This is a genomic window from Collinsella sp. AM17-1 (genome assembly GCF_003470665.1).
Taxonomy (GTDB): Bacteria; Actinomycetota; Coriobacteriia; order Coriobacteriales; family Coriobacteriaceae; genus Collinsella.
In genome coordinates this window covers 1-17,075 of record NZ_QRJZ01000029.1, presented here as the reverse complement: position 1 = coordinate 17,075, position 17,075 = coordinate 1, and the positions used below count along the sequence as shown (strand labels likewise).

The 17,075-nt window shown below is 58.6% G+C and carries 14 protein-coding genes; 11 read left to right on the top strand and 3 right to left on the bottom strand.

Annotated elements, in window-relative coordinates; translation table 11 throughout:
* Positions 1-335 precede the first annotated feature (335 nt).
* Together DW195_RS09965 and DW195_RS10455 are read right to left on the bottom strand one after the other, a co-directional pair.
* Positions 336-1,697: an ATP-binding protein gene (locus DW195_RS09965; protein ID WP_117634440.1), complete on the bottom strand. Its 1,362-nt coding sequence runs from the start codon at positions 1,695-1,697 to the stop codon at positions 336-338.
* A gap of 107 nt (positions 1,698-1,804) precedes the next feature.
* A complete protein-coding gene (locus DW195_RS10455; protein ID WP_158549138.1) occupies positions 1,805-1,954 on the bottom strand; it encodes a hypothetical protein in 150 nt (49 codons plus the stop codon).
* A gap of 435 nt (positions 1,955-2,389) precedes the next feature.
* On the opposite strand from DW195_RS10455, the gene arcC reads away from it, so the two are divergent.
* On the top strand, positions 2,390-3,352 hold the full coding sequence (arcC, locus tag DW195_RS09960; protein WP_006235166.1) for a carbamate kinase: 963 nt from the start codon (positions 2,390-2,392) through the stop codon (positions 3,350-3,352).
* A gap of 427 nt (positions 3,353-3,779) precedes the next feature.
* Here the strand turns inward: arcC and DW195_RS10615 are convergent, their stop codons facing one another.
* Positions 3,780-4,781: a C39 family peptidase gene (locus DW195_RS10615; RefSeq protein WP_233540863.1), complete on the bottom strand. Its 1,002-nt coding sequence runs from the start codon at positions 4,779-4,781 to the stop codon at positions 3,780-3,782.
* 356 nt (positions 4,782-5,137) lie between these two features.
* Between DW195_RS10615 and DW195_RS09950 the strand changes: the two genes are divergently transcribed.
* The 10 genes from DW195_RS09950 (at position 5,138) to DW195_RS09905 (ending at position 16,834) form a co-directional block, all read left to right on the top strand.
* Entirely contained in the window at positions 5,138-6,589 is a 1,452-nt protein-coding gene (locus DW195_RS09950) for an APC family permease (protein ID WP_118206617.1), read from the top strand.
* A gap of 131 nt (positions 6,590-6,720) precedes the next feature.
* Positions 6,721-7,998, top strand: coding sequence for an amidohydrolase family protein (locus DW195_RS09945; RefSeq protein ID WP_055310078.1), 1,278 nt, complete (start codon positions 6,721-6,723; stop codon positions 7,996-7,998).
* Between the two features lie 111 nt (positions 7,999-8,109).
* On the top strand, positions 8,110-9,501 hold the full coding sequence (locus tag DW195_RS09940) for a sensor histidine kinase (protein ID WP_118206616.1): 1,392 nt from the start codon (positions 8,110-8,112) through the stop codon (positions 9,499-9,501).
* A 38-nt stretch (positions 9,502-9,539) separates the two neighbouring features.
* Positions 9,540-10,274: a LytTR family DNA-binding domain-containing protein gene (locus tag DW195_RS09935; protein ID WP_118206615.1), complete on the top strand. Its 735-nt coding sequence runs from the start codon at positions 9,540-9,542 to the stop codon at positions 10,272-10,274.
* Positions 10,275-10,366: 92 nt separating this feature from the next.
* On the top strand, positions 10,367-11,311 hold the full coding sequence (locus tag DW195_RS09930) for a zinc dependent phospholipase C family protein (RefSeq protein ID WP_118206614.1): 945 nt from the start codon (positions 10,367-10,369) through the stop codon (positions 11,309-11,311).
* A 220-nt stretch (positions 11,312-11,531) separates the two neighbouring features.
* Positions 11,532-12,791: an MFS transporter gene (locus tag DW195_RS09925; RefSeq protein WP_118206613.1), complete on the top strand. Its 1,260-nt coding sequence runs from the start codon at positions 11,532-11,534 to the stop codon at positions 12,789-12,791.
* 171 nt (positions 12,792-12,962) lie between these two features.
* Positions 12,963-14,150: a glycosyltransferase gene (locus DW195_RS09920; protein ID WP_118206612.1), complete on the top strand. Its 1,188-nt coding sequence runs from the start codon at positions 12,963-12,965 to the stop codon at positions 14,148-14,150.
* Positions 14,147-15,490: a histidine kinase gene (locus tag DW195_RS09915; RefSeq protein ID WP_118206611.1), complete on the top strand. Its 1,344-nt coding sequence runs from the start codon at positions 14,147-14,149 to the stop codon at positions 15,488-15,490. The genes DW195_RS09920 and DW195_RS09915 overlap by 4 nt, the downstream gene beginning before the upstream one ends.
* Positions 15,491-15,562: 72 nt before the next feature.
* Positions 15,563-16,279 carry a LytTR family DNA-binding domain-containing protein gene (locus DW195_RS09910; protein ID WP_118206610.1) on the top strand — a complete coding sequence of 239 codons (717 nt, stop codon included), beginning with the start codon at positions 15,563-15,565 and terminating at the stop codon, positions 16,277-16,279.
* A gap of 87 nt (positions 16,280-16,366) precedes the next feature.
* Positions 16,367-16,834 (top strand): YfcE family phosphodiesterase, encoded by a 468-nt coding sequence (locus DW195_RS09905; RefSeq protein WP_118206609.1) that lies wholly within the window; start codon positions 16,367-16,369, stop codon positions 16,832-16,834.
* The last annotated feature ends 241 nt before the right edge of the window (positions 16,835-17,075 follow it).

The window sequence follows — 17,075 nt, the reverse complement described above, 5'->3', positions numbered from 1 at the left end:
TATGTGCGGCGTAGGCCGCTTATTAGCCCGTCCAAGAATTGGGGCGCAGTTCAACGTGCGGCGGGGGTTCTTTCGTCCTGCGGAGTGTCCGCGAAGGTTAGCCCTCAGATCCTGCTACGACTACGTCCTCGGATTGTGGGGCTGAATGAAGGACGTGGCTGTGGGGGTGCCTTGTCCCGGTCGCTGTTTCGCGGCGTGGCCGCGAAACCACGCGCCACTTTGGGCATGGAGGGCTAGCTGATTGTGGCCTTCTGCTGCCCCAGTGCTGTTTCGCGCCTTTGGCGCGAAAGGCGCAGTACTTTGGGCGTGGGGGCTGGCTTGCGGACTCAGATGACCTAGAGAGATATGGGTGCAAACGAGAAATCGTTGTTGGGGTCGTCCTTTTCCATAAACTCATCGAGACAGAATGTCATATAGATTGGAACGTAAAGGATCTTGCCCTCTTTGCAAAGGTTTTCGTGGCTCAGCACAACGGCCTCGGGAATTTTGTACTCGCCCACACTCATCAAACGGTCGAGGGCTGCATGTGCTCGAACTTTCTTGCCCGATTTGACTTCGATTGGGACAACATGCCCGCGGGCACCTTCGATTACAAAGTCGACTTCACCGACCTCACGCGTTTGGTAGTACCACGTATCTGCTCCGAGGGCAACGAGTTCCTGTGCGACCACGTTCTCATAGAGGCCGCCGAGGTTGGGGGTTTTCATGTCAAGGTAGACGGCGCGTGCCGTGCTGCCGGGATACCGCGATGCGAGCATACCTGTATCGGACTCGTATAGTTTAAAGGCCGTCGTTTTCTCCGTCCTCTTGAGAGGACTTCGTGCCTCCGTCACCTGGGGGACCATCAATCCAACGCCTGCGTTCACCAGCCATAGGAAATCCTGCTCGTATTTTTGAAGACGAGCTCCCTCGCCTAGAGACGAGACGATAAAGCGATGGGACTCCGCCTCAAGCTGAACGGGAATTTGCTCGAAAATGGAGCGAACGTTAAACGCTCGAGTCGATGCATATTTAGAGATATCGCTTTTGTACTGATCGACTAGCTGAATTTGAAGCTCACGCGTTCTCACGAGCGAATAGCCCGAATCGATATAGTTCTGAACGACCTCCGGCATGCCGCCGCAAACGATATAGGCTCTAAAGTTTTTGAGCATCGCCTCATGAATAAAATTTTCGACGGGACGCCTCTCGACAAGGCAGCTGCGGATGTCTGCAAGCACATTCTCGCTGACGCTGTTTGCCCAACAAAACTCTTCAAAATCCATCGGCCGCATAACAATGTGCTCGACATACCCTACCGGAAAAGAAGAGATCCCCTTAAACTCAGTCCCAAGCATAGACCCCGAGAAGACATAGCTAAAGCGTCCGTCCTCGACCAGCGCCTTCATAAGTGTAACGATCTGCGGATACTCCTGAATCTCATCGACGAAGATAAGCGTGTCTCCTTCAACAAGCGGTGCATCCGCAAGAAGGGCCACACGGTTGATGAAGTCAATGGAGTTCTTAGCGCCAACAAGTACGTCTCTTGCCTCGGCATCAAGTAGCAGATTGACCTCATAATACGAAGCGTAGTTGCTCTTTCCAAACGCGCGAATCGCATAGCTCTTGCCAATCTGACGCGCACCGGTAACAAGCAGGGCCTTATGGGAGTTATTCTTCCAGCTCAAAAGCCTATCAGTGACTTTGCGGCGTAGCATTAAAACACCTCATTGACAAAAATTGGCAAATAGATTTGCCCCTAATCATACAAAAATTGACAAATAGATTTGACCCAAATCATACAAAAATTGGCAAATAGCAAAGCTCACTTAGGCCTCAAAGCCAGCGAGCCAGCACGGTACTTTGCGAAAAGGCTGGCGGCGCCGTTGTTGAGGGTGGCCAGGTTGACAGTGGCGCCGTTAGCGTTCTCGGCTGCTTGGGCGCGCAGGAGCGAAAGGGCGTCGGTAGCGTTCATGCAGAAGCCGACGGTAAAGTTCCATACTGCGAACTCGCAGTCGCTTGCCGCGGGGTGAAGCGCGATCGGCTATCCCTTATGTTGGATGAAAAGCCCCATGTTTTTGCAGGGGTGCATACTCGTCAAATTAATGTATAGAATCGCGTATAGTGCGAGTAAGATATTGCGCTGTCCGTTTTGTGTTTAGCAAAGATATAGTTTGCATAATCTGGTCTAATCCCTGCTCTATTTAAATAAAGTTGCACGTAAATGGCGTAGATATGCCTGAACTGGGCTTCTTTACGCTGAGCGGGTAAAATCGACCGTTCGCCGCTTAGGTATTTTCAAAATGAATAAAATGAGCGATAAAGAGAATATAAACCTTAATAAACTCGCGTATCGCACGGACGCGGGTTATTAATGGGTTGTAGGCCTTTTACAGAAAGGATTCCAGCAATGTCTAAGCCTCTTGGCAAGCCCGATCGTATTGTCGTCGCCCTCGGCGGCAACGCCCTCGGCAACAACCCCGTCGAGCAGATCGAGGCCGTGAGCAACACCGCCCACGCTCTCCTTGGTCTTATCGAGCAGGGCAACGAGATCATCATCACCCACGGCAACGGCCCGCAGGTCGGCATGATCCAGAACGCCTTCGCCGCTGCCCACGATGCCATCGGTACCCCCGAGATGCCGCTGCCCGAGTGCGGCGCCATGTCCCAGGGCTACATTGGTTATCACCTGCAGCAGGGCATCGGCCGCGAGATGCACAAGCGCTATAAGCGTTGGCACGCCGCCACCGTCGTCACCCAGATCGAGTGCGATCCGGATGATCCCGCGTTCAAGAACCCGACTAAGCCGATCGGTCCCTTCTACACCGAGGAGCAGGCCAAGGAGTTCATGGCCGAGGATCCCTCCAAGGTCTTCGTCGAGGATTCCGGCCGCGGCTGGCGTCGCGTCGTCGCTTCTCCCGATCCCAAGAAGATCGTCGAGGCTGACTCCATCCTCAACCTGCTCGACAACGAGTTCATCGTCATCGCCTGCGGTGGCGGCGGCATCCCCGTCGTCCGCGACTACGAGAACAAGGGCTGCTACAAGGGCGTTCCCGCCGTCATCGACAAGGACCTGGGCGGCGAGCTGCTGGCCGAGGACTGCGACGCCGACGTTCTGTTCCTGCTGACCGCCGTTGAGCATGTCGCCATCAACTTTGGCAAGCCCAACCAGGAGGAGCTCGAGGACCTCACCGCCGACGAGGCCGAGCGTCTGGCCGACGAGGGTCAGTTCGGCAAGGGTTCCATGGAGCCCAAGGTCCGTGCTGCCATCAAGTTCGCTCGTTCCCGCAAGGGCCGCACCTGCATCATTGGCGCTCTGGACAAGGCCGCCGAGACCATGGCCGGCCTCTCCGGTACCCGCATCCACGAGTAGTCTCTACTCTGTTGCCTCTCTCGTGGGCGCCAGGCAAAGCGCCCACAAACTAGCCTCTCTTCATGAGCCCCGCAGTCCGCTCCGGCTGCGGGGCTTTTGCTATTGAGGTAGCTGTTCATTAGTCATTGGGGACAGACTTAAATGAGTAGCACCAATCAACTGCGGAAAGTGCATCCCAGAATGAGCGTCCAAAACGGGGCACAGTTCCCCCGGGGTCCTCCACCGGAAAATGCATCCCGGAATTATGCCGAAAAGTGGGGCACAGTTTCCCAAGCAGGCCGCTAACGGAAGGCACATCCCGTTATCGAACTCCAAAGCGGGGTGCACTTTCCGAGCCGGCAGTTCCGGGCAGCCTGGGACCACTCATTTAAGTCTGTCCCCGATGAGTGGGTACTCATTTAAGTCTGTCCCCAATGAGTGCTCATGACTAGTAGTAGGCCCACATGGCTTCGACTTCGTTGAGGACCTCTACGACGCCCCAGCGGCGGGCGCTGCGGCTGGCCGAGTTGGGGTCGTAGACGCCAATCTGGTTGGCATCGTCGATGCCGTAGAGCACGATGTAGTGGCCTACGTTGGTAAACGTACCGGGGCGCACTGCGGCGATAACGGGCGCACCCGAGCGAAGTGCTTGGGTAATCGATTCACGATCGTTATAGAGCTGTGTTCCGTTGAGTCCCAGCTGCCACGAACCGCCTGTCATAAACGACCACTCGGTGGCACCAGTGGGGGCGTAGTTGCCGGCTTCGGCCAGTGCGCATATATCGACCGGCGTCTTATCGGTGTGGCCGGTCTTAAAGATATAGACCATGGTGAGGCAAGTGGGGCCGCAAACGTTTTCGCGAATAGTGCCACCGGCATAGGGCAGCTCCGACCATGCGGGGTCAATTTGGTAGATGTGGGGCATGGTGCCGGCCTGCCATTGCGAGCGTGGGGTCGAGAACGCAAAGGAGTAACCGGGCGCGACGGGAGCTTTAAGCAGCTTGTCCTCGGCAGTGGGCTCAAGACCGGCTGATCCGTGGGAGATACAGGATCCCAAAAACACAAAGACGAGGCAGGCGGCGATGGAGCAAAGCGCAAGGCGTAGGCGGCGGGCCGGAAGCGCGCGGCTTGTGGTATGCGACGCGGGGCGAGGGGCAGAACTGCCGCGATCGCGTTGAGGTCGCGAAAAGGAGCGCTTGACGTAGTAGTCGGTCTTACGGCGATCGTAGCGGCGTGGCTGCGATGTGTCGGTCTGGCGTTGGCGTGTGCTCGTACTCATGCGGTCTGACTGCTGCACGGTACGGCTTTGTTGCCGCGAAGAAGCCCCGAGCTGCTCTTGGGGGCGCTGCGGGCTGTCGTTGTCGGAGGTGCTTCTGGGCGTTGGCGTGGTGCGGCCGGCAAGGCGCACGTTTTGTGGCCGTTGGTCGCCGTCATTGTATCCGTATGCCATTCGAATCACCTTGCCTCATGTGTAACTTGTCTATCCTACATAAAAAGATGCACGACACATGGGCATGTGCGCCAAAAGCCTGACAAATGGTATGAACGTTGCCGCGCCGCGCGCCAAGCGTCACGGCAACAGGTCTTCAAAAGCAGACAAGATGAAAGCGTCCAAGACGAATGACGTCTTCCGCCGTTCGTCCCAAAAACGGCGCCGCTCGTTTTACAGTTCTGCCTTCGGTCGAGCCTTGGACGGCAATGCAATGCCAAGGCCGTATCTTAAAGCCACGAAATAAAAGCGCGCGGCAAAACAGACCGCGCAAGGGGTGACGCCAAAGAGGCGTCAATAAGGAAAGGAGGGGAACAATGGCGGACAAGAACGCAGAGGTTGCAGTCGAGGGTAACGGTGGCATGAAGAAAACGCTTTCGCTCTGGAACTTCTTCACCATCGGTTTCGGTGCCATCATCGGAACTGGCTGGGTTCTGCAGGTCGGCGACTGGATGGTCGTGGGCGGCGGTCCCGTTCCCGCTATGATCGCATTCCTCTTGGGTGCAATCTTTCTCGTGCCCGTCGGAGCTGTTTTCGGTGAGCTCACGGCTGCTATCCCCATCTCGGGCGGCATCGTCGAGTATGTCGATCGTAGCTTTGGCCGTACGCTGAGCTATATCACCGGTTGGCTCCTGGCCCTGGGCAACGGCATCCTGTGCCCGTGGGAGGCAATCGCTATCTCGACCCTCGTGTCCGAGATGTTCGGCAGCCTGCCCGGTCTTGAGTGGCTGCGTGCTGTCAAGCTCTATACCATCCTGGGCGCCGACGTTTACCTGTTCCCGACGCTGATCGCGCTCGGCTTTGCAACCTACGTCATCTTCCTCAACTTCCGCGGTGCCAGCTCGGCCGCCAAGCTGCAGGCCTTCCTGACCAAGGCCCTGCTCTGCGGCATGCTGCTCGCCATGGGCGTCTCGCTGTTCACCGGCTCGCCGGACAACGCCATGCCCGTGTTCTCCCAGGTCACCGGTGCTGGCGGCGGCAAGCCTGCTACCGAGGGCACCAGCCTGTTCGCAGGCATCGTTTCGGTCCTGGTTCTGACCCCGTTCTTCTACGCCGGTTTCGACACCATTCCTCAGCAGGCTGAGGAAGCAGCCGAGGGCCTCAACTGGAACAAGTTCGGCAAGATTATCTCCCTGGCCCTGCTGGCCGCTGGCGGCTTCTACATGGTCTGCATCTACTCGTTCGGCACCATCCTCGACTGGCATGAGTTCGTTAAGAGCCCGGTTCCCGCACTCGCCTGCCTCAAGGGCATCAACATGCTTTTGTACCTGGCCATGCTCGTCATCGCCACGCTTGGACCCATGGGCCCGATGAACTCCTTCTACGGCGCCACGAGCCGCATCATGCTCGCCATGGGCCGTAAGGGCCAGCTGCCCGAGAAGTTCGCCGAGGTCGATCCCAGCTCCGGCGCTCCCAAGCTCGCCTGCGTCGTTCTGGCCGTCATCACCGTCGTCGGTCCGTTCCTGGGCAAGAACATGCTCATCCCTCTGACCAACGTGTCGGCTCTCGCCTTCATCTTCTCCTGCGGCATGGTCGCCCTCGCTTGCCTGCGCATGCGCTTTACCGAGCCCGACCTGCCTCGTCCCTACGAGGTGCCCGGCGGCAAGTTTGGCATCAGTCTCGCTGTTGCTGCCTGCGCCGTCATCATCGGCCTGCTCGTGATCCCGTTCTCTCCCGCCTCCCTCAACATGGTGGAGTGGAGCATCGTGATCGGCTGGCTGGCCATTGGCCTGGCTCTTATGGCCTTTACCAATTCTCGCAAAAAGTAGCGCCTAGCCGGGGCGGATCGGGTGCGCGGGATCCTCTCTTTCGCGCACCGAACCCGGCACCACTTGGGTAGTTTTGTGAGGCCTTAACCCAACACGGCCTCGCCCACTATATGGATCCATAAGGAGGAACCATGTCCACTAAGTATGCAATCGTTGGCGGCAAGCTCATCGACGGTACCGGTGCCGAGCCGGTCGAGAACTCCCTCGTTCTCGTCGACGACAACGGCAAGATCGAGTACGCCGGCACTATGCAGGACCTTCCCGAGGGCGTTGAGGTTATCGACGCCGCCGGCAAGACCGTCCTTCCCGGCCTGATCGACACCCACCTGCACTTCTCGGGCAACCTGACCGACGATGACACCGACTGGGTCATGCAGCCGCTCCTCGAGAAGCAGGCCGTCGCCGTCAAGCAGGCCTACGACTGCCTCACCCACGGCCTCACCACCGTCTGCGAGATCGGCCGCTTTGGTATCCAGATTCGCGACTGCATCGACAAGGGCGTCTTCAAGGGCCCGCGCGTTCTGGCCACTGGTCTTGGCTTCTGCCGCGTTGCCGGCCACGGTGACTCCCACCACTGCACCCAGGAGCTCAACAAGGAATCCCATCCCTGGGGCGACCAGGTCGATGGTCCTTGGGATCTGCGCAAGGCCGTCCGTCGTCGCCTGCGCGAGAACCCCGATGCCATCAAGATCTGGGCTACCGGTGGCGGCATCTGGCGTTGGGATTCCGGTCGCGACCAGCACTATTGCTCCGAGGAGATCCAGGCCGTGGTCGAAGAGGCAAAGATGGTCGGCATCCCCGTGTGGAGTCACTGCTACAACAACCACGCCGCCGCCTACGACTCCGTTCGCTTTGGCTGCGAGCAGCTGATTCACGGCTTCGATATCGATGAGCGCACCATGGACCTCATGGCCGAGCAGGGCACCTTCTTCACCCCGACGATCGCCTTCCTGCCCACCTGGTACGCCACCTATCCGCCCGTCTACGTCCCCGAGCTGCACGACAAGTACGAGGGCACCCTGGTCGAGAAGGAGCTGCAGCGCAACTACGACTGCCTGCGCGAGGCCAAGAAGCGCGGCGTCGTCATGACGATCGGCTCCGACTCCTTCTCCTTCGTCACCCCGTACGGCACCTGCTCCATCGAGGAGATGTACGAGTTCGTCGACAAGATCGGCTTCACTCCGGTCGAGACCATCACCTGCGCCACCCTCAACGGTGCCAAGATGTGCCACATCGAGGACGAGACCGGTTCCATCGAGGCCGGCAAGTGCGCCGACCTGCTGGTTGTCAATGGTGACGTCGCCGCCGACATCCACGTGCTCAACACCGACAACATGGACGTCATCATGAAGGATGGCTGGATCGTCGAGGCTGGCACTTTTGGTGAGGCTAACAAATACAGCGCCTAAGATACCGTTTGTCGATGGCTTGATGTAAAACACAGTTTTTGATTGCATAATGCAATGGAGAGGGTCGCTTGCGGCCCTCTTTATTGCTATGGGTGCTAAGGACAAGAGGGGATGACGGTGGATTTAAACAGGCTGATTCTGGGCAAGAGCTACAACTCTACCAAGGTCTTTCGTACGGCCCAGCATGTGGTTCAGGCCATCCTGCTCGGTATTGTCGTTCCGGCGCTTATCCTGCTGCTTATCTGGGATTTAACCGATAATCCCAATCCCGTTCCGGGCGTTGTCGTTATTGCCGGCCTGGTCATGCTGTGCTTCTTTTTCTCGTATGTCTTTGTGGTCCCCGACGACCTCACATCGAGCGCAACCGACCGTACGCTCGCCATCGCATCAAAAATATTCGCCTACACGTCGCGCGGCCTTACGCCCGAAGCGGCCCTGGGCGCCTCTAAAATAATCCTGTCCGAGACCATCGCCTCTGCCATCTGCTTTACCGATGGCAAACAGGTGTTGGCAAGCTGGGGCGAGGACTCGGCAAAGTGCCCTGCCGGAACCCCGGTAGTGCTCAAGACCACGCTCAACGTGATTGGGACGGGTGAGCAGAGCGTGTTTTCGCGTGACGCTTCCAATGAGACGGGTGGCTACTTTCCGCGCCTGCGCGCCGGCATTGTCGCACCGCTTACCGTGCGCGGGCATTGCGTGGGCACGCTTGAGCTGTATTATCCCCGTCTGAGCAGCATCGATATGCGCCAGACGGCGCTTGCCTCGGGCTTTGCCGACCTCATTTCCACGCAGCTCGCCAGCTTTGAGCTCGAGCGCCAGGACGAGCTTACGGCCCGCGTGGAGCTGCGCGCCCTGCAGTCGCAGGTCGACCCGCATTTTCTGTTCAATACCATCAGCACCATCGTGTCGCTCGTGCGAACCGAGCCCGACAAGGCGCGATCGCTGCTGATCGACTTTTCCAATTACTATCGTCAGACGCTTTCTGACTCCGATACGCTCACCACGCTCGAGCATGAGGTGGAACAGGGCACTCGTTATATCAATCTTATGCAGGCCCGGTATGGCGACGGCCGTCTGCGCGTTTCGGTCGACATCGACTTTGAGGTGCGCGACAGCATGGTGCCGCCGTTTATCTTGCAGCCGCTGCTCGAAAACTGCATCAAGCATGCGCAGCGCGAGACCGAGCCGCTTTCTATTCGTGTTGGGGCTTTTGAGACCGATGACGGCTTGGAGATCATCGTCGAAGATGACGGCATCGGTATGAGCGAAGAAGTCTGCGCGCATCTGTTTGAGCAACATCGCCGAGAGGAGCCCGAGAGCATTACCGCCGACGGCTCCATCAAGCGAGGCTGCGGCCTGGCGCTCTTCAACGTGCTTCAGCGCATCCATTTCTTTTACGGGGAAGATTCTGGCATGCGCGTGAAGTCCCAGGAGGGCGTGGGAACGCAGGTCATCGTCGAGCTGAACGGCGAGCCGCATGAGCCGGCGCCGATGACGGTGTAGCACGCGGTTGGATTGAGAGAAAAAGAGGGGAAGCGCATATGTCCGAGGGATGGAACATCTTGGTGGTTGATGACGAGCCTCCTATTAGGGCTGAGCTACGTTATCTGCTGGAAAAGGATGCACGTGTGGGCCAGATTGCCGAGGCGGGCAATGTCACCGAGGCCGTGGAGTCGATTCTGTCGAACAAGCCCGACGTGCTGTTTTTGGATATCACGATGCCCGGCCGCTCGGGAATTGAGCTAGCCGAGACCCTGCAAAACCTAAAGACGCCGCCGGTGGTGGTGTTTGTGACGGCGTTTGCAGAGTTCGCGGCCGACGCGTATAACCTCGATGCTGTCGACTATGTCGTCAAGCCGGTCGAGGACGCGCGCCTGTCGAAGGCGCTCGACAAGATCGAAACCGCCCTGGGTGTTCGCCGCGCTGTCCATACCCCGCGCCAGCCCCTTCGCCTGACGGTGGACCGCGGGGGCAAAAAGGTGTTCATTCCCGCCGCAGACGTCTGCTACTTTGAGGCGCGCGCCGATTTTTGCAACGCCATCTGCGCCGAGGGAACGTACCTGATCAATGAGTCGATCTCTTCGCTCGAGCGTCGCTTGAGCTCCGAGGGCTTTATTCGCGTTCATCGCAGCTATCTGGTCAATTTGGAAGACGTGCACAATGTTGAGATTGGCTCCACGGGGTTGATGGAGCTCAGGCTCGACCGCGTGAGCTCGACGGTGCCGGTGTCCCGTCGTCGTGCCGCCGAGGTCAAGTCGCACCTGGGGCTTGCGTAAGAGGCTTGCGTGTCGTCGTTTACCATCGCAGGTTTGGCATGGGCGCGCGGTGGGCATAATGGGTGGAATCGAATGAAATCGAAAGGATTATTATGCCCGCGCTTATCACCCATCATCTGTTTGGCGAGGAAAGCATCGACCGTCTTCCGCAGGGCGTCATCACGTCCGATGAAGAGCGCATTGCCTTTATCTTGGGCAACCAAGGTCCCGACCCGTTTTTCTTTCACATTCTGACACCGCGTGTTTCCGACTGTACGCTGCTGGCGCAGGTCATGCATCGCTCGCGCATGTCTCGCCAGTTCGCGTGCCTGCGCGACGGCGTGTCGCATCTGCTGCCGCGCGACGCCAGCTTGGGTCGCGCCTTTGCGCTGGGTCTGCTGTCTCATTACGTGCTCGACCGCAACGCCCACCCCTTTGTCTATGAGCAGCAGTTTGGCATCGTGGAGTCCGATTCAGAGCTTGAGGATTCGAGCAGTCAGGTCCATGCCGTGATCGAGAGCGACCTGGATGTACTGATGCTGCAGCTTAAACGCGATGGCGCTACGGTTGACGATTACCCGCCGGCGGGCGAGATCGTCACCACCGATCGCATCAATCGCGTGGCCGGCGTGCTGATGAGCTATGTTGCCGGACGCGTGTACGGCATTGACATTCCGGCGGGGGAGTACGGTGCTGCCGTTGCCAATATGCAGCGACTTTACCGCGCGATTGAGCCGGCCGGCTCCGCAAAGACGCGCGCGATCTCGCTGGTTGAGGGCTTGGTGCACGACTACTCGCTGCTCGACGGCCTTGCCCATCGCGTGACGACGGAGCTGCCCGAGCGCACCGGTAACCTGGGCCATCTGACATGGAAGAATCCCTTTACCGACGAGGTTTCGACCGAGAGCTTCCCCGAGGTCTTTGAGCGCGCGCTGGTCGATTACGAGCTCACCGTTGCCCGCTTTATCGAGACTGGCGACATGGAGGCCGTGACCGGGCATATCAACTACAGCGGCCGCGTGCTCGACCCCAACGAGGAGTTCGACCGCGAGGAATAACAAACCGTTTCAATAAGTTGCGGTGGAATAGTTCCTGAATGAGGCCCCCGGAGGGCTAAGCGGGAACTATTTCACCGCAACTGCGTTGATGGGATGGCGTTTCGCCCTGCGTGTCCGTATGACCGCTCCTGTCCCTTTGCCGAATCCTTACCGGTGCCTCTATGCAATTGGGGTACGATGAACTAACTGCATATCGGGCGAATACGAAGGGGCCCTGTCCATGAAATACACCAAGCTCGAGCGTAACTGGGTCATGTACGATGTGGGAAACTCAGCCCTCGTGCTGCTCAATACCTCGGTGGTGCCCATCTACTTTAACGCCATCAATACCGGTGCTTCCTCGGCAGACCTGGTGGTCGCTTGGGGCAACGCTCAGACGATTGCCTCGCTGGTCATTGCCATGCTCATGCCCATTCTGGGCGCGCTTGCCGATTACGCCGGCAACAAGATCAAGTTCTTCTTGGGCTTCTTCCTCACGGGCCTGGTTCTTTGCCTGGCGCAGGCTATCCCAATGTCCGCCATGGCATTTTTGGCCGTGTACGTGCTGTGCACCATCGGCCTTAACTCTTCTATGACGTTCTACGACGCTATGCTGCCCGACATTACCACCGACGAGCGCATGGACGCCGTGTCCAGCTCGGGTTATGCCTGGGGCTACATCGGTTCCACCGTGCCGTTCATCATCTGCTTGGCGCTTATCATGGGTGGCCCCGCTCTTGGCGTCCCCACCATGCTGGCAACGCGTCTGTCGTTTATCATCACTGGTGCCTGGTGGCTCATCTTTACCCTGCCGCTCATTCGCACCTATAAGCAAAAGTACGGTCGCGAGCGCGGTCCCGAGGACACCATCGGCCACATCGTGGGCGGTGTGTTCTCCGAGGTCGGACACACCATGCGCGAGATCGCCCACAACAAGACCGTGCTGGTCTACATGATCGCGTTCTTCTTCTACATCGACGGTGTGCACACGGTCATTTCCATGGCAACCAGCTACGGATCGGCCTTGGGCATCGATTCGACCCAGTTGGTCCTGGCGCTGCTCGTCACGCAGTTCGTGGCCTTTCCGTCCGCCATCATCTACGGCAAGCTCGCCGGCCGCGTGGGCACGCTCAACATGATATTGGTGGCAGTCGCCGCCTATATGGGCATTGTGCTGTTCGCCGCGTTCTTCCTAAAGACCGCCTTTGAGTTTTGGGTGCTTGCCATTATGGTCGGCCTGTTCCAGGGCGGCGTGCAGGCGCTCAGCCGCAGCTACTTTGGCCGCATTATTCCCAAGGAAAAGTCCAACGAGTACTACGGCTTCTTTGACATCTTTGGCCGCTATGCAAGCGTTATGGGCACCTTCCTGGTGTCGATCGTCACCTCGCTGACCGGCAACCCGTCGCTGGGCGTCCTATCCATTGGTGTGCTGCTGGTCGTTGGCTTTATGCTGCTGGTCCGCCTGTCCCGCATGACTCGGGCGGCAGAGCATGCCGCATAGGAGTGAGCGGCTATTGTGCCTGTCCACGGTACTCTTTTGGGGTTATCCGCAATAAACATTCTGACTTTCGAACAATGATTAGCCCAAGTGGGTATGATGGAGTCAGCTAGGTCGCGGGGCGTCGCCTGTGTTTGGCGGCGTCCCGTTTTTGTGTTGCAGGGAGGGTAAGGCATGAACGCCACGGTCGTGATTCCAACGTATTGGGCGGGCGATGACGCTCGCGCAAACGCCCCTGGCACCTATGACCATTCGACACGACTCAACGCCGACAATCCCGAACTCGACCGCTGCCTGGCCTCGCTTGAGCAGGTGCGCGACATCCCGCGCATCATCCTTTTGGTGGTCTGTCCCGTTTCTGCCACAGCCGATGTGTCGCTGCGCGTGCACGAGATTGTCGACGCGCATCCCACGCTCAAGGTCACCGTTGTCACCAACACCCAGGCCTCGCGCATCGCAGACCGGGTTGCTCAGATCGCGCCCAAGGGTTCGGGCGAGTGCGTGAGCCTGCGAGGTTACGGTGCCATCCGCAACATGGGGCTGGCCTGCGCTGCGGTGCTGGGGCATGACGCGGTTATCTTTTTGGATGACGATGAGGCTGTCATCGACGCCGACTTTATGAAGCGCGCGACCTATGCGTTGGGGCAGCAGACGCGTCAGGGCTTGCCGATCTTGGTCAAGAGCGGTTACTTTTACGATCGCGACGGATCCCCGCTGGCGCCCACGGACAAGGTGGGCATCTGCCATCGTTGGTGGACCAAGCGCATCGAGTTCAACCGTTGGATGAAAAAGGCGCTCTCGGGCACCCGCATCTCGCGCTCCAACTACGTGTGCGGCGGCCTGATGGCCCTGCACGCCCGCGCCTTTACGCGTGTGGCATTCGACCCGTTTATCACCCGCGGCGAGGACTTGGATTACCTCTTTAACATGCGCATGTTTGGCTACGACGTGTGGTTCGATAACGAGTGGACCGTGCGCCATCTGCCTCCGGAGTCCGAAAAGCGCTCACCGCGCTTTATGCAGGATGTATACCGTTGGTACTACGAACGGGCCAAGTTGACATTCGCCGCGCATCAAAAGGAGCTCATTCCCGTTACGGCAGCATCGCTCATGCCCTACCCGGGCCCGTGGATTTCGCGCGAGCTCGACGACCGCGTGCGCAAGACCGCTATGGTCCGCAGCGTGTTTACCCGCGAGCATGAGGGCTACCTGCGCATCTGGCGCCATGGTATCGACGAGGCAAAAGCCTATGCGCGCCAAAACGCTGCAAGCTACCTGCGTTTCCAGAGTTTTTGGCCCAAGATCATGGACGGGCTTTGGCGTGACGCACAACTGATCAGTATCCTGGAGGGGGCCGAATGATCGACCGCCGCGCCCAGCGCGATAGTTCAATATCAATCTTTCGCATCATTGCCGTTGCCTGCGCCATTTGCGTGCTGGTGTACTTTATTTTTGCCCTGGCGACTGGAATCGAGCCGATCGCGACCGTGGTCGCCTGCGCACTGCTGTGCATCTTTCTGTGCATCTTTATCTTTTTGACGCTCAATCCCGATTCGGTGCGCTCCCAGTACACCGAGGAGACGCTCTCGGTGGCCTCGGCCATGCTCGAGGACATTAAGGGCGGTCTGACGCAGGAGTCGGCGCGTTTGGTGTGCCAGCGCATTTTGCCCGAGACGCGCGCCATGACGGTGGCCATCACCGATGAGGACAACGTGCTTGCCTGCGCGGGCGAGTTTGAGGAAAAACTACTGCCAGATTCTCCCATCCACACGCTTGCCACACGCTACGTTATCGAACATGGCATCGTGCAGTCGTTCAACCGTATGGTGGATGTCGTGGGCTCGGACGGCTCGCACAACCAAGTCCCCGCCGGCATTATCGCCCCCATCAAGGTGGGCGATCGTACCGTCGGCACGCTCAAGTTCTACTACAAGACCCCGCGCGCCGTCGACCGTACCCAGTACGCGCTTGCCTCGGGCTTTGCCGAGATTTTGTCCACGCAGCTCGCCATCCACGAGCTCGAGGTGCAAAAGGAACTCACAGCGCGCGCCGAGGTGCGTGCGCTGCAGGCGCAGATTAACCCGCACTTCCTGTTCAACACGCTGAACACCATTGCATCGTTTACGCGCACCGACCCGCTGAGGGCCCGCGAACTGCTTCGTGAGTTCTCATCGTTCTATCGCGCCACGCTCGACAACTCGGGATCGCTTATTCCGGTCTCGCGCGAGGTCGCACAGACCAAGCGCTACCTTACCTTTGAGAAGGCCCGCTTTGGCGAGGACCGCGTGCTTGCGACGTTCGATGTGTCCGAGGACGTGGAAGATACGCTGGTGCCGGCGTTCGTGATCCAGCCGATTGTCGAGAACGCTGTGCGTCATGGTATGGGCGATGACGACGCCCTGAGGATCGACGTGACCGTTCACCAAGACGGCGAGGATGCAATCTTGATTGCCGTGGCCGATAATGGCGTGGGCATGGATGAGGGTACCGCCGCCAGACTGTTTGACGAGCGCTCTGCCCGTCCCGACGCCAGCTCTCCCCAGGGTGGCGGCGCCGGTGTGGCCATGCACAATATTTCGGAGCGCATCCATCGCTTTTTTGGGCCGCACTCCTATACGCGTGTCGAATCGGCGCCGGGCAAGGGCACCAAAGTGCTTCTTCATCTTGATTTGTCAGAGAGCATCTTTGACATTCAAGAGTAAAATAAAAGGCTACGGGCTCAACGTCATGCGACGGATGCCCGGCGTAGTTAGTTGACGAAAGGTTTTATCCCTATGCTGCGTGCGATGATTGTGGATGATGAGGCGCCGGCTCGCTCGGAGCTTCGCTTCCTGCTCGAGCAAACGGGCAAGATCGGCACGATCACGGAGGCGTCGAGCGTCCGCTCCGCCATTGAGATGTTGATGGAAAGCCGCGTCGATGTCGTATTTCTCGATATCTCGATGCCCGGCGCTTCTGGTTTGCAGCTTGCCGAGGCACTGCATAAGCTTAAGAATCCGCCGGCGATTGTGTTTGTGACCGCGTATAGCGATCATGCCGTCGAGGCGTTCGACGTAGATGCCGTCGATTACCTCATGAAGCCGGTTGAGGAGGCGCGCCTGGATCGCGCGATCGAGAAGGTCATGCAGCACGCTAAGCCCGTCACGGACAGCAAAGCCACCATCGAGCGCATTCCGGTGGAAAAGGGCGGCCGTAAGGTCCTCATTCCCGTGGATGACATTCGCTTCATCATGGCCAAGGACGATTACTCCTGTATCTATACCATCGATGATCGTTTTCTATCGACGACTTCGCTGGCGCAGTTCGAGGCCAAGCTTTGCGACTTTGGCTTCTTTCGCGTTCATCGCCGCTATATCGTCAACTTGGCGTGCGTCACGGATGTCGAGACGGTGCCCTCGGGCGCTATCCAACTGGGCATTACGGGCGTCGACGAACGCGTGCCGGTCTCGCGCCGCCGCGTTGTGCCGCTCAAGAAGGCCCTGAGCCTCTAGCGCACTGGCCCCGCAGCCCTGTAGGCCAATTGTCTGCGGAGCCGTGGGGTTTTATATACGTCGAATCGGTTTTGCAGAAGGGATCCCATGAACAGTGCACGCGCCAAGCGCATCGACATCATCTCGGACACCCACGGCTATCTTTCGCCCGCGCTTCTGGACGAGCTCAAGGGCGCAGATCTGATCATCCATGCCGGAGACCTCACCTCAGAGATGGATTACGAGCATCTATGCACCATCGCCCCCGTGCGAGCGGTCCTAGGAAACAACGACTACTACCGCGACTACGGCCCGGATGTAGACCGTCTTGCGCTCTTCACCTACGAAGGCCTCAAATTCGCCGTAGCCCACTACCGCGAAGACCTGCCTGTGGGATCCGTAGACGTAGCCATCAACGGTCACACCCACGTAACCAAAGAAGCGCAAGTAGGCCGCTGCCTGGTCCTCAATCCCGGCAGCGCTAGCTACCCCAGAGGCACCAGAGGCCCCACCATGGCCAGAATGCTCGTAAAAGACGGCAAGATCCTGAGCACCAAATTTATTGACTTGGAGTAACCGCAACAAAAACGGGGGATGCAGATCGCATCTCCCGTTTTTCTTTGAGCCAAAGGCAGAGTCCCAACAAGATCCATCAGATCAATTCCGCTGAGGAGCACGCGGGCTAGCCGCGCAGCGGCGCACGCCCGCAAAACTGGTTGAACATAGTGACGGTAGGGAGGGTCTCCGGGGCCGGCTGGCGCGGATTAAGTTTGTCGCGAGTTCCGCACGCAAAGGAAAGCACTTAATGTGCTTTCCG